At 47.2% G+C, this 14,211-nt stretch carries 11 protein-coding genes; 6 read left to right on the top strand and 5 right to left on the bottom strand.

All coding sequences use genetic code 11. The features are described from left to right. The first annotated feature begins 93 nt into the window (after nucleotides 1-93). Together A3750_RS14475 and A3750_RS14470 are read left to right on the top strand one after the other, a co-directional pair. Nucleotides 94-2,091, top strand: a complete 1,998-nt coding sequence (locus A3750_RS14475) for a DUF1631 family protein (protein WP_068520235.1) — start codon at nucleotides 94-96, stop codon at nucleotides 2,089-2,091. A gap of 143 nt (nucleotides 2,092-2,234) precedes the next feature. Beyond that, nucleotides 2,235-2,855 (top strand): hypothetical protein, encoded by a 621-nt coding sequence (locus A3750_RS14470; RefSeq protein WP_068559519.1) that lies wholly within the window; start codon nucleotides 2,235-2,237, stop codon nucleotides 2,853-2,855. On the opposite strand, the gene sbcB is transcribed toward A3750_RS14470, so the two are convergent. The 4 genes from sbcB to A3750_RS14450 form a co-directional block, all read right to left on the bottom strand. Further along, a complete protein-coding gene (gene sbcB, locus A3750_RS14465) occupies nucleotides 2,856-4,307 on the bottom strand; it encodes an exodeoxyribonuclease I (RefSeq protein ID WP_068520233.1) in 1,452 nt (483 codons plus the stop codon). A 55-nt stretch (nucleotides 4,308-4,362) separates the two neighbouring features. Beyond that, on the bottom strand, nucleotides 4,363-5,268 hold the full coding sequence (locus A3750_RS14460) for a DUF6160 family protein (RefSeq protein WP_082863218.1): 906 nt from the start codon (nucleotides 5,266-5,268) through the stop codon (nucleotides 4,363-4,365). 364 nt (nucleotides 5,269-5,632) lie between these two features. Continuing rightward, entirely contained in the window at nucleotides 5,633-5,947 is a 315-nt protein-coding gene (gene grxD / locus A3750_RS14455; protein ID WP_068451955.1) for a Grx4 family monothiol glutaredoxin, read from the bottom strand. A gap of 45 nt (nucleotides 5,948-5,992) precedes the next feature. Further along, nucleotides 5,993-7,558 (bottom strand): hydantoinase B/oxoprolinase family protein, encoded by a 1,566-nt coding sequence (locus tag A3750_RS14450; protein WP_068451952.1) that lies wholly within the window; start codon nucleotides 7,556-7,558, stop codon nucleotides 5,993-5,995. Nucleotides 7,559-7,692: 134 nt separating this feature from the next. On the opposite strand from A3750_RS14450, the gene A3750_RS14445 reads away from it, so the two are divergent. From A3750_RS14445 to A3750_RS14435, 3 genes are all read left to right on the top strand, one after another. After that, nucleotides 7,693-8,895: an aspartate aminotransferase family protein gene (locus tag A3750_RS14445; protein ID WP_068451950.1), complete on the top strand. Its 1,203-nt coding sequence runs from the start codon at nucleotides 7,693-7,695 to the stop codon at nucleotides 8,893-8,895. A 73-nt stretch (nucleotides 8,896-8,968) separates the two neighbouring features. Continuing rightward, complete coding sequence (gene argF / locus A3750_RS14440; protein ID WP_068451960.1) at nucleotides 8,969-9,877, top strand: ornithine carbamoyltransferase; 909 nt, start codon at nucleotides 8,969-8,971, stop codon at nucleotides 9,875-9,877. A gap of 15 nt (nucleotides 9,878-9,892) precedes the next feature. Continuing rightward, the gene (locus tag A3750_RS14435) at nucleotides 9,893-10,933 is read left to right on the top strand and encodes an ABC transporter ATP-binding protein (RefSeq protein WP_068520232.1); all 1,041 of its coding nucleotides are present in this window, start codon (nucleotides 9,893-9,895) and stop codon (nucleotides 10,931-10,933) included. A 38-nt stretch (nucleotides 10,934-10,971) separates the two neighbouring features. Here A3750_RS14435 and glpK read toward each other — a convergent pair whose 3' ends face one another. Continuing rightward, complete coding sequence (gene glpK, locus A3750_RS14430; protein WP_068451946.1) at nucleotides 10,972-12,465, bottom strand: glycerol kinase GlpK; 1,494 nt, start codon at nucleotides 12,463-12,465, stop codon at nucleotides 10,972-10,974. Between the two features lie 181 nt (nucleotides 12,466-12,646). Between glpK and glpD the strand changes: the two genes are divergently transcribed. Further along, complete coding sequence (gene glpD / locus A3750_RS14425; protein ID WP_068463725.1) at nucleotides 12,647-14,188, top strand: glycerol-3-phosphate dehydrogenase; 1,542 nt, start codon at nucleotides 12,647-12,649, stop codon at nucleotides 14,186-14,188. Nucleotides 14,189-14,211 lie beyond the last annotated feature (23 nt).

Below are 14,211 nucleotides of genomic sequence, written 5' to 3'. Positions count from 1 at the left end.
TAATAAGGCGGAACAAACATTTCTGAACATCGCAACAAGTCTCTTTTATCAGAGGCTAAAACCTTCAACTTTGATTCGGCTACCAAACCCTACTTGGGCGCGCTGAAGGAAGGCTTGCGACTCTCTTTTGATGCGATCGATGATGCATTTTTTGACCTTGCGAACAATGCTCGCAACAACAATGAGCAAAATCGATATTTTGAATCGATGCGAGAACTAAGACTTCGCCGTAAATCGATTGAACAGAACATTATTGACGAACTGTCAAGAGCAATACTCAGCCAAAAGCCGCTCACCGCAAGCTCAAGCTTGCATAAGCAAAGCGATACCTTAGCGCTCGTCGACCCAAACACGCTCGAGGAGAGCCTTGCTCTTGAAACGATGAGCAATAAGGCACAGAAAAGCGCCCAACATGTGATGCTGACGCTCGGCCCAAGACTTGAAGCGATACTTGGCTCTCCACTGAGCCCAGAACAAAACCCTCTAAGCCCTAGCACTCTGGCAGATATCATCCACCAAAGTTGCAAATCCCTTGATATCCAGCTAACCGAGCTTCTACTGGTTTATAAGTACATCGACAAACACGTATTTTCAGGCTTAGCAAACGCCCTGAGCGACGTGAACGAGTGCCTGCAAAAGCAGGACATTCTGCCTGATCTTGATCACAGAACGATTCGCGCAAATCAAAGCTCATCAAGCACCACCTCAGAGCCAAGCCAAAACCATCAAACGAAAGCAAAAACAGGTTTTCAGCTTGATAGCGCGAGTCATGGCGAAAACGGGGTTTGGCCATCAGCATCTAGAAGCGAAATTTTAAGCGCGCTAGACACAATAGCATCCCAATTAAGCCAGCTAGAAGCAGCCAATCAAATGAAGCCCCTGGCTTCTTCAGAGCTCTTGAAAAACATTTCTAGCACCTTAGAACACTCAAAATCGAAGTCTGTATCTGAAGAAGATCTTGATATCATCAACCTCGTGGCGATGTTGTTCGAATTCATTTTGGATGATAGAAACCTTGCCCCTGAAATGCAGGCGCTGATTGGACGTCTTCAAATCCCTGTTCTGAAAGCGGTTTTGCAGGATCCAAACTTTTTTTACGACCATCAGCACCCTACCCGAACCTTCCTCGATCGCCTCGCTAAAGCAGCGATCGGTTGGACGCCCTCTGGAGAATCAACAAAACAGCCGCTATATGCAGCGATTAAAAAAATCGTATTGACGGTCAGTAGCTCTGACGAGCAAAACAGCGCGCTATTCGCGAAAGCCGATGATGAATTACGCTTTTTGTGCGACCGCGAAGAGAAGAAGCGACACCTTCTTGAGCAGCGCACAAAACTGACCGAAGAAGGCCGAATAAAAAGCAGAGTCGCTCAAGAGTTCATAGACTCTACCTTGAGCGATATAACATCTACCAAGGCGATTCCCCCAAGCATACTGGAGCTACTTAATGGCCCTTGGCGACGGGTCATGTTCCTCGCGTTTCTCCGAGATGCAAGCGAGCACAACTGGGAAAACACTCGCCGTATCGCGGAAGAGCTTATCTGGTGCGCAGAGAATCACCATAGCGATGCTGATCGCCAAAAATGGGTTTCCATCGTCCCCAAACTCCTAAAGCAGATAGGAGCAGGCTTAGAAACAATTTCCTATGATCAAAGCAAGTCGAACACCTTGCTTGAACAAATCAGGAAAGCTCTAGCAACACTGTTCCGAGAAAGTTCCCTGAGCAACCAAACACCAAAATCCGCGAGCTTTAAGCGAACCAAGACCGCTCCAAAAGGCGCTGTTCGCGAAGCTCCGACAAGAAGCAACTCATCTTCAACAGTGGCCGATCTCCAGATATCTAGCCTTGTCCCGGGGTCATGGGTAGAGCTTGAAGGCTCCTGGGAAGGAAAAAAGCGGTATAAGCTAGTCAGCCAAATTTCTGAGGCAGACACCTATGTATTCGTCGACCGTCTAGGCCTCCACGCGTTAGAGCTCCCCCGTAACGAGCTTGTTCGCGCGTTTACGCAAAAACGCATTACACTTTTAGAAAAAGGAGCACTCGTTGATCGAGCTCTGAGCCATGTCATGGCAAACATCAAACGCCATTAACTGAGAGTACCTGCTCACCCGACATGAATCACCACGCTTTAGTTCTAGCGCTTTCCATCGCCATTTGCTCCCATATTGTCTTGTACGCTCTCCTAAACTTGTGGCCCGCCCCAACACCAGATCCCGTCAAGAAGAGCATTCCGGTGACACTCGTAGTAGCTCCAGATAGCCAACCAAGCAATGCAAGCAAAGAATCCAGAACCCATGAGCAATCGCATAAAACAAAGAATCTAACAACAGTTAGCGATAGCAATTTCGCCGCAAAAAACTCGAATAAAGCCGATAAAAATCAGGCTAAGACTTCAGAAAATCGATTAGCAAGTGAGCGTACCCAATCGAGGGTCAACGCACAGTCAACTAGGAGTCGTGCGCAGACATCTTCCGTTAGGCAGCTCTTTTCAAGCGACCTAAAAGAACAGCAACAAATTCAGGCGGTAACAACACAAGAAAGCCAGATCATGAGCGACTACGAAGTGGCACTACTTAACCACCTACTCAGTGGCGCTCTTTACGATCAGTTTCATAGCTTTATGGAAAGAAAGGGTGAAACCCAAATTGATTTTCGACTGCGGGTTAGACTGTTCGAGAATGGCGCAATTAAGTCTGCAAAGATTATTCAAAAAAGCACCCCTCTTGAGATTGAACCCCTAGCTATCACCGCCGCTTATAACGCTAGCCCTTACCCCAGACCTCCCGAAGAAGATTTTCATAAGGACTTCACTTACTACATCTCAATGAGCTACAACGAAACAGGATTGCATTAATCAGTATGGATAGATCGACTCCGCATAGAGTTGTAACTCCTCCAGAATTTGTGACGCTCTTGATCCAGGCTCCGTCTGCGCAGCGGCAGCTTTGAGCTCTTTCGAAAATTCTGAAAAATTTCGACAGTCATGGTCTGCACCAAGCAATCGAGCTTGGCAGTATGCAAGCCACTTCTCGCGCTCGTCCGAGCTTAGTGAATCGGGAAAGCTTCTGGCCTTATATCGAAACAACATCTCGTCCAATCGCGCATCCTCAAAGGACGTAGCATAGTCCGCCAAACCATTTGCATCGAGGCGCTGAACACGCGACAACTCTGTCTTATCTTTTGGCGAAAAAAAACCTCCACTATAAATCATCAGGTCTGGATCTGTGATTGTCGCAAAATCATGATCACTCTCGAACACCTCTTTTACGTGCATCACCGACTCTTTTGACGAGCGAAGCAGTTTAAGGTGCTCTCGCATCACCTCGAGATCCAAGTCCCAATCCTTCAATCGATCTTCTGGAATAACCTTAATCATAGCTGCAGGAGCAACCATAGGGCACTTGTTGAGATGAACAAGCTTAATCGCCGGACGCTCAGCCAATACTCTGCCGAGCTCATCAAATTGAGTCTTGGCATAAATCATCTCTCGCAACTGGTCTGCCGAATGATTCATCAGCACGCTCGGATGCTGCCGAAGATCAAAACAAATAATGGCATTTTGATTCGTTGGGTGCGGCATAAGAGGGTACATCATGGCACAGCAGCCTTTCGCAACAGGTATCTTTGAAGAAACATGAATAAAAGGTTGCTCGCCATTTTGCTCGAAAAACGATTTCACAGCAGCCTTGGTTCGCAAATCAAAAGTATGTTTATAAAGTTTAGGCTGCTTATCTTTAATCAATTTCGCCAACGCGATAGTGGCATACACGTCCGACATCGCGTCATGAGCCGCCTCATGCGCAATGCCATTCATCTCCGTCAGTTTCTCCAAACGAAAAGAGACCTTACCGTCATCCCCAACCGGCCACTCAATACCCTCTGGGCGCAACGCATATGTGAGACGCACAACGTCGATAATATCCCATCGCGAATTGCCGTTCTTCCACTCGCGCTCGTAGGGATCAAAGAAGTTTCTATAAAAAAGATTGCGGCTGACCTCGTCGTCAAACCGAACACTATTGTAGCCGGCAACGCACGTCCCCGGCTCGGTAAACTGAGCCTGAATTCTCGCCGCGAACTCTGCCTCAGAACAGCCCTTCTGCGCAGCCTCCTGCGGAGTTATGCCGGTCACCAAACACGCTTGAACAGCCGGCAGATAGTCTTCGGTAGGCTTAGCGTAGAAAGTAACCGGGTCATCAATAACATTGAGTTCTAGATCTGTTCGAATTCCAGCGAACTGGCAGGGGCGATCTCGTTGAGGGTCAGCACCGAAAGTCTCGTAATCGTGCCAGAAGATGGTCTGCATAAAGTCGAGCCAAAATATCCAAAAGCGGCATGATACTCGGCTCTAGATTAAGAGGCTAGAACAAGCCGTTACCGCGATCAATGTATTCCAAACGAACACGCTCATTACCGGCCGTATTCAAACCAGAATTCATGTCGATTTGCATTGCTGTGGGAAGATTAATAAAGGCACCTAAATCAGCATTTAGAGAGCCATCTGACGTCATCCATTCCGTCGCTTGCTTCTGAAAACCGATAAAGAAATCTTCTGTATAATCAACGGCTCCTGTCGTCTTGTTTCTTTGACCAATATCCAAAGTCTTGAACGACCCTAAGTCATAGCAGTACCAAGCAATACTGCAATCCGTCGTACCACCCGTATAAGCTTTATCGACGCCAATGTAAGTCGATCGCGAATTATCGAGATCACCATTGGCATTCAGCATAGAGGATTCGTACTGCGTACCGAAATAATCGACGATTTCCATTTCGACGTTTCCAGACAGGCTGTTGAAATCGCCAGATAACTGACCACGCGCTTCACCGAAACCGATCCGAAATCCAATCAGCTCATCCTGATCATCTCGCGCTAGTTCAAAGTAAGGGTCATTTAACTCAAAGGGAATAATGTCGTTGACGGCATAGGTGTTGCCATCAAGCTGTATTTTAGACGCGTCCGTAGAAATCGAACCAAGACCAAGATTGGTAATATCGATATCTGCCGCCAATGCCTCGCCCGCTTTATCGTATCGACCAGCTTCTAGCGTGTCGATGTTCATCTGAACATCTGCTTCCATGCCAAGGGTCACGCGCGTGTAACTCGTTGAACCAAGCTGTTCAACATCAAAAGCGACTGCCGCCTGACCAGAGAATTCGCTAAGCTCTTCGTCAGATATTGGCTGTAATTCAGCCAACACTGTCGCTGGCAGACAAACAGCTGCAGCAAACAGTAACTTGAGCGTGCGAATTTCCAAAAATTTCACGATGATAAATACCTTTTAAATCTCTTCGCGTTCGGCAGTCCATGATCAGTCTTCAAGTCTTATTGTTTTAATAATTGTTCTTTTGTTTCAGAGCGTAACCTTAACTGAAGGGCAGACAGGCTTATGTGATCACGGACACAGAGAGATCGTGAACACCTCCCAAAACACCGTGCTTTATTCACAAACAAGAACCTGATCACACTTACAAAACAACGCCCAAAAAGAAGCTTGGGATAAATAGATCAAGACGGAAAACAATTTAGAAGAGAACAGGATAACAGAGCGACCGCACACCTCAGCTCGCTCATCTGTAAACAATAAAAAAACCCGCAATAAATGCGGGCTTTTTTATTAAGAGATAAGTCTACTCTGCGGCAGAACTTACCAGCTCTTTCAATTCACCAGACTCATACATTTCACTAACAATATCGCAACCACCGACAAGCTCACCCTTTACGTAAAGCTGCGGAAAAGTAGGCCAATTCGAATATGTTTTCAGATTCTCGCGAATCTCTGGGTTATCAAGAATGTTGATATAAGCGAATCGCTCACCACAAGCCATAAGGGCCTGGACCGTTCGAGCAGAAAAACCGCACTGCGGCTGCTGCGGAGTCCCCTTCATATACAACAAGATGGAGTTCTCTTCAATTTGCTCTTTTATTGCATCCATAATGGACATAAAAACTACCTTTTTACACAGAAAAGTTAAAACGGATGTTACCAGTTATTCAACAGGCGACCAACCTCCACCGCCAGGTGTTTCTATGGTTATGGTGTCTCCAGCAAAAACTTCAAGCGCTCTTTTTGACGAAATACGAACGCCATTGAGGTAATTTTCGCCTGATTTACCAGACGCAGCATTGATCCCCCATGGCCGCGAGACACGACGGTCGGTTAAAAGAGTAACGGACGTCGGCTCCAAAAAGGTGTAAGAACGCTTCAAACCATCTCCGCCACGCCTCTCACCTGCGCCACCAGATTGACATCGTAATCCATACTGATCAATGCGCAACGGATAATGCAGTTCGAGACTTTCGACAGGTGTATTAAGCGTATTGGTCATGTGGCATTGCACTGCATCCAAACCATCACCATGAGCGTGAGCCCCCATGCCACCACCAAGTGTTTCGTAGTAATCCCATCTTCGACGATGCACACCACCGGAACTTCCCATTGCAATGTTATTCATTGTGCCTTGTGACGCGGCTGGCATATCAAGTCCCAATTTGGCGAAGGCCCCCTGAACCAAATCGACCACACGCATACTGGTTTCTACATTGCCGGCAGCGACAGCTGATCCAGGATTCGCATTTAAAATAGACCCTTGAACCGCATTCATTCTTATATGGCGAAACACACCGTCACACTTAGGGGCATACTCAGGTAGCATGCAAGCAATAACGTAATAGACTGATGCAGCGGAAACACTTAAAGGACAATTGAGATTTCCCGTTACCTGCGCACTGCTGCCCTTGAAGTCAAATAGAAGCTCTTCTCCACTCCGTTGGAGCTGCAACTTAAGTCGAATCGGATTATCGTGAAAACCATCACCATCAAGCACATCTTCAAAATGTGCTACGCCCTCCGGAATTTGGCTAATCAAACGCTTCATCAACTGCGCGCCATATTGATGAAGCGCAGCATTCATCCGATCGAAAAAGTCGATCGGCTCATCTTGAATAACGAGTATTGCCTCCAAGCGCATCAATCCGGTTTTGTTCGCGCTTATCTGGGCAACAAAGTCCTCTGGCAGTGCACCGGAACACTCGGGATCAATGCCTCGTATCTGGCTCGCAAGCTCCTCATTAAGCTGACCCGACTCCAGAAGCTTCTTTGGCGGCAGTATCACGCCCTCCTCTTCAAGCGCAGAACTTAAAGGCATTGAACCTGGGGCACTCGCACCGATATTTGCATGATGGGCTCGATTAACAACGAACCCGCTCAGCTCACCATGGATAAACATGGGTGCAATCATGGTCACATCAGGCAAGTGTGTCCCGCCTTGAAATGGATCATTCACCACGACCATATCACCCTGTTGCCAATCGAATTGCGCGACGAGGCTTCTCATGGCATAGGCCATACTCCCCAAGTGAACCGGAATGTGTGCCGCCTGGGCAAGAATTGCGCCCTCTCGATCAAATACTGCGCATGAAAAATCAAGGCGATCCTTTATATTTGGAGAAAATGCGCTTCTTTGTAGCACGTACCCCATTTCATCACAGACCGCGTTTAGTTTACCCAAAAAAATGGCAAGCTCGACCCCACTTACCGCTTCTGATTCGATCATTATTCGTCCTAAACCACCCGCCAAGGTGAATTACTTTAAAAACCGCCCGTATAATCTCACTCTTTTGCTAAACTCTCTATCATCATTTGGAATATCACGCCTTGCTCGGCAAAGATACGCTAGGTACCCACTGCATGACTGAACAAACCATTATGAACACATACGGAAAGCTTTCGGTTTCATTCGAGAGCGGCGACGGGTGCTGGTTATTTGATACCGACGGCAACAAATATTTCGACACATTTACAGGCGTTGCGGTTAGCGGCCTTGGGCACTCTAATCCGGCGATCGCAAAAGCAATTAAAGATCAGGCGTCTCGGCTTATTCACTGCTCCAACGTGTTCCACAACCCCCTTCAACAAGAGCTAGCCGAAAAGCTTTGCTCTCTAACGAATATGGATAATGCCTTTTTATGTAATTCAGGCGCCGAGGCAAACGAAGCGGCTATCAAAATTGCACGTAAATATGGCAATGAACGCAACATCAATACTCCGACTATTGTAACCATGAAACGCGCTTTTCATGGTCGAACAATGGCGACGATCTCCGCGTCTGCCAACCCTAAGGTACAGAAAGGTTACGAACCGCTTTTGTCAGGCTTCGTTCAAGTTGAACTGAATGATTTGAGCCAACTTAGAGACCTCTGTCGCTCTCGGGATGACCTTGTCGCTATTATGCTCGAGCCCATTCAAGGAGAAGCCGGTATTTTTCAAGCAAGTGACGAGTATCTGAAGGGTATTCGCTCTCTTTGCGATGAGCACAGTTTGCTGATGATTTGCGATGAAATTCAATCAGGCTGTGGACGAACAGGTGCTTTCTTAAGCTACCAACATACCGATGCAACACCTGACATCGTAACAATTGCAAAAGGCTTAGGTAATGGCTTTCCCGTAGGCGCCTGCCTTGCTCGCGGTGCAGCGAGCCAAGTATTAAAACCTGGAAGTCATGGAAGTACTTTTGGAGGCAATCCATTAGCGAGCAAAGCCGCCTTGACGGTTCTAGAGCAAACTCAGAGCCTTGATTTGATCCAGCGCGCGCAGCTTCTCGGAGAGCATATTTTAAACGAGCTGCGAGACGCGCTGCTAGGCGCGGATTATGTTGCAGATGTTCGGGGGCGAGGCCTCATGATCGGCATCGAAATGTCTGACCCTTGCTTCGCTTTAGTGCCGATCGCCAAAGAAAAAGGCATACTTTTGAACGTAACAGCGGATAAGGTGATTCGGCTTCTACCGCCTCTAACGATGAGCAATGAAGAATGCGAGTTTTTGATTGATGCCGTTATCCAAATCATCCGCCTATATGCCGCAGATGATCGCGCTAAGCCTCGACATAGCTAACACAACAGAGGTACATTCAGCCTATACTCAAAGATAGACAGGCTGTCTCTCATCAGTAAACATCAGGATGCTCATGGCACTTAGACATTTTCTTTCACTTGATGACTTATCAAGCAAAGAGCTCAAACAAATTATTCGTCGCTCGATCGACCTAAAAGCCGAACACAAGTCTGGCACCATTTTTGAACCTCTTAAAAACCGTGTGCTTGCTCTTATCTTCGAGAACTCATCCACCAGAACACGTGTCTCTTTTGAATCTGCCATGGCCCAGTTTGGCGGTTCGACTGTATTTCTATCACCTCAGGACAGTCAACTAAGTAGGGGCGAAACAATCGGGGATAGCGCTCGAGTACTCTCTCGGCTTGTCGATGCAATAGCTGTGCGCACCTACGAACACAAGAAATTGGAAGCCTTCAGTGAGCACTCGAACGTACCAGTGATTAACGCACTGAGTAATCAATTTCACCCCTGTCAGCTGCTAGCAGATATGCAGACCTATCAAGAGCATCGCGGCTCGATTAAAGGCAAAAATGTTTTATGGGTAGGTGATGGAAATAACGTCTGTAATACTTTCGTGCAAGCCGCGCGTCTTCTTGACTTCAAACTCACCATCGCATCCCCGACAAAATATGCCCCAGCACTTGCAACCAACCCAAAACATGCGGATCATTGCCGACTTATAGAAACGCCCGAGCAGGCTATTTCTGAAGCGGATCTCGTAGTAACCGATGCATGGTGCTCAATGGGACAGGAAGATGAAGCAGCGCAACGCGCTATCGATTTTCAAGGCTATCAGGTTAACGAACACCTGCTGCAAGCAGCAAAAAAAGACACACTTTTTATGCATTGCCTTCCCGCTCATAGAGGTCAAGAAGTAAGCGAAACCCTTCTGGACTCCCATTACTCCGTAGCATGGGATCAAGCTGAGAATAGACTGCATGCACAAAAAGCCCTGCTTGAGTTTCTTCTTTGCAACGTTTAACAACTAAGAGCCGTAATGAGCACCTTTTTAGAAGTCGATAGCTTGCTGTGTCAGTATGACGAGAACATCATATTAAAGGATTTAGGCTTCCACCTCGGGAAAGGCGAAATTGCTTCCTTACTTGGTCCTAGCGGATGCGGAAAAAGCACCCTTCTTAGAGCAATCGCGGGCTTTGAGACTCCGCAGAAAGGTTCAATCGCAATAAACGGAAAAGTACTGAGCGACAAAACCACCAACATTGCTCCTGAAAAACGAAGAATCGGTATGGTGTTTCAGGACTATGCCCTTTTCCCGCATTTCACCATTCAGCAAAATATTGCTTACGGCTTATCAAAGAAACAACGCATGGGCAGTGATGATCGCATTGACCGCTTGCTAAAACTCGTTGACCTTAGTGGCTTCAATCAACGCTACCCTCACGAGCTATCTGGCGGTCAGCAGCAACGGGTCGCTCTCGCACGAGCACTCGCTCCTGAACCCGAACTAATACTGCTTGATGAACCCTTTTCAAATCTCGACGCTGATCTTCGAACACGACTCGGAATTCAAGTTCGGGAAATCTTAAAGTCACTGGAAATTAGTGCAATTCTCGTAACACACGATCAGCAAGAAGCGTTTGCCATGGCAGACCATATTGGGTTGATTAATCAAGGAAGCATTTCACAATGGGGCACGCCATACGATCTATACCATGAGCCAAGCTCACGCTTTGTCGCGCAGTTCATCGGCCGAGGTAGCTTTCTAAAGGGAATCTCTGAAACGCATGAACGCTTCACGACGGAAATAGGACCCATCGAAGGTAATCGCTGCTATGCATGGCCAGAAGGAACACCGGTAGATATTCTATTACGTCCAGACGACGTGATGTATTCCGAGCACTCCCAAACGACCGCAACGATCTGCTCTAAAACCTTTGCAGGAACAGCGACACATTACATGCTTTCGCTTGAAAGCGGCGCAAAAATTGAAGCCGCTTTCCCAAGCCATCAAGACTTTAAAATTGGCGATGTAATAGGCTTTGAACTAGACACCGAGCATTTAATCGCCTTCAAATAGCTCGTCATTAGCCCCTAAGCCAAGTTAATGCGCGCCGCTCAGCCTTCTGGCTTGAATGCTCTAACGCACCCAACGGCCATCTGCCAACCCGAGGCCAAGCGAGACCGATCATCGTTTGATATCTTGGAGTCAAATCGACGCTCCAACTGCCATTTGCTCGCCACCTCTTCTAAGCTTGCAAACAACCCTGCTTGGACCGCCGCAACATAGGCCGCTCCCAACGCAGTTGTTTCGACTATTTGTGGACGCTCGACAGTCACATCACATAAATCTGCTAGGCATTGAGAAAACCAATCGTTGACGACCATACCGCCGTCCACGCGCAAAGTATCGATACTTGCACCATCTTTTTGCATTGCTGACAAAAGATCTCTCGTCTGATGCGCAACTGCTTCTAAACCTGCCGTCACGACCTCTTTCGCGCCCGTATCGCGCGTCAGGCCCAATACAGCGCCTCGCGCATCTGGATCCCAATATGGAGCTCCTAACCCAGTAAAAGCAGGAACCACATATAACTTGTTTTGGTAACCCACTTCGCTCGCTATCGATTCCGATTCACCTGCTGAGTTAATCACGCCCAGGCCATCTCGTAACCATTGAACTGCCGCACCAGCCACGAAAATACTGCCTTCTAACGCATACGTGGTCATACCACCCATTCGATATCCGACGGTTGTCAGCAGCTTATTCTCCGATGACAAAGCCTTCTCGCCTGTATTCAGAATAACGAAGCAACCCGTACCATATGTACTTTTAAGCATGCCTTCGCTAAAACATGCCTGGCCAACTAAAGCAGATTGCTGATCCCCGATAAGTGCGCACACTGGTATATTTACACCAAGTAACTCCTTTGCAGTCTCCCCGAAGTCCGCAGCACAGTCTTTCACCTCAGGAAGCAATGAGGCTGGCACATCAAAAAGCTGGAGCAGCTCATCGTCCCACTGCTGCTCATGAATATTAAACAGATTGGTTCGAGAGGCATTGGTGGCGTCTGTTGCATGCTGCTTACCACCGGTCAAACGCCAGAGTAAGAAGCTATCCACCGTTCCAAAAGCTAAGTCGCCGTTCTCCGCCGCTACTCTAGCGCCATCGACATGATCCAAAATCCAAGCTATTTTCGTTGCCGAAAAATAAGGATCCAGCACAAGTCCCGTTTTACTCGTTAACGTCTTCTCGTCAAACTGAGACCGGATCTTCTCGCATTGTTTGGCGGTTCTTCGATCTTGCCAAACAATCGCGTTATACACTGCCTTGCCAGTCTTTCGATCCCAAACAACGGTTGTCTCTCGTTGATTAGTAATACCTATTCCTGATATCTGCTCCGGATTAACACCTGCGTCTGCTACAACCTTGCGCATCACATCCAGCGTTGTGCTCCATATCTCTTCGGGGTCATGCTCAACCCAACCGTTATGAGGAAAAAACTGAGTGAATTCTTCTTGCGCTGTCGCTATATGCGCACCACGCTCATTAAAAAGTAATGCCCTTGAACTAGTGGTTCCTTGATCAAGCGATAGAATAAATCGATTCATTGTTATTTTTAGCCTTACGATAGTGGGCAGTTTCGATGCGTCAAAGATACGGTTCTGATAACTTTTTTCAACGCCTTTAAGCACGATGTTCGAAATTGTTGATTCGGTTCAAGTTATCTGAGTCTAATACGTTATCCTACGCGGGTTTATTCAGCACAAAACTAGAGAGCAAACAAAGCACATGGATTCAAAGAAGGTGTATGACCTTTTTATTATAGGTGGTGGTATCAATGGTTGCGGAGTTGCAGCCGACGCAGCCGGCAGAGGCTTAAACGTATATTTAGCCGAGCAAAATGATCTTGCCTCAGGAACTTCTTCTGCAAGTAGCAAGCTCATTCATGGAGGTCTGCGTTACCTTGAACATTACGAATTCCGCTTGGTTAAAGAAGCTCTGGCAGAAAGAGAGGTGCTGCTTTCAAAAGCACCACACCTTGTCAGCCCTCTGAAGTTCACTTTACCTCACCGCCCTCATCTGAGACCGTCCTGGATGATCCGAGCAGGCCTGTTTATGTATGACCACCTGAGTAAGCGTAATAGCCTCCCGAGCGCAAAGAGCGTTCCACTAGGCATGGCTGCAGGGTTAAAGCCAGACATCCAGAAAGGTTTTGAATACTATGATTGCTGGGTGGACGATGCCCGCCTAGTAGTAAACAACGCCATTGACGCCGCCGAGCGGGGCGCAACAATCAAAACTGGCGTTCGGTGTGAAGCGGCAAATTACGTTAAAGAAAAACAACAATGGGTTATCTCTTGCACAAATTTAGCTGACGGCGATTCTTATAAAGTGCACGCAAAACACATTATCAATGCTGCAGGCCCATGGATGCGACGCGTTATCGACAAAGGGGTACCCCAACTTAAAGCTTCGAGAGGCATTCGCCTCATCAAAGGCAGTCATCTCATCGTCCCTCGCGTTCCAAACGGTGATTCTGCCTACATCCTTCAAAACGAAGATCGGCGTATTGTGTTCGTTTTACCCTACCTTGATGATTATTCTGTTATCGGAACAACAGATAAAGAATACACGGGCCCTTTAGATGAAATTAAAATTGATGACGATGAGATAAAGTACTTAATATCGGTACATAATCAGCACTTCCTACACGAACTAAAGGTGTCAGACATAGTTGCCACCTATTCAGGAGTAAGACCGCTTTGTGACGACGAATCGAATGATCCCTCGGCGATTACTAGAGACTATACCATTGATACGCAGTCACTCGGTGCCAACGCATTTATATCGATATATGGCGGAAAGATCACTACATATAGGAAGCTCGCAAGCGCGGTATTGGAGGAGCTTCGCACATTTGAACCAACATTACCCAGAGAATGGACTAAATCAACGCCACTACCTGGCTGTGCATTTTTTGGGGAAACACGAAACGAAATCAGTAAAAGCCTTTCTGCGCGTTTCCCTTGGCTGAGCAAAGATCTAATAAGCCGCTATGCGTCTAGCTACGGTCACTTGAGCGAGCGCTTTCTTGCACAAAAAGAGTCTATGGAAGAACTGGGACAAGATTTTGGGTACGGGCTGACCGAGCAAGAAGTTAACTATCTCATTAACCACGAGTGGGCTCGAACTGCGGATGACGTGCTATTCAGAAGAACAAAGGTTGGTTATCATTTCAACAATAAACAGATAGAAAATTTAGAATCGTATATTGAAAAACGAATCAGGCCAGACGCTAGGCCCAGTTCGCTTTTAGAAAGCGCCGTATAGCTCCATATCAGGTGCGGCAAGCG

The organism is Oleiphilus sp. HI0079 (assembly GCF_001635105.1).
The sequence above is the reverse complement of the archived record's forward strand: the minus strand, read 5'-3'. Positions and strand labels throughout refer to the sequence as shown.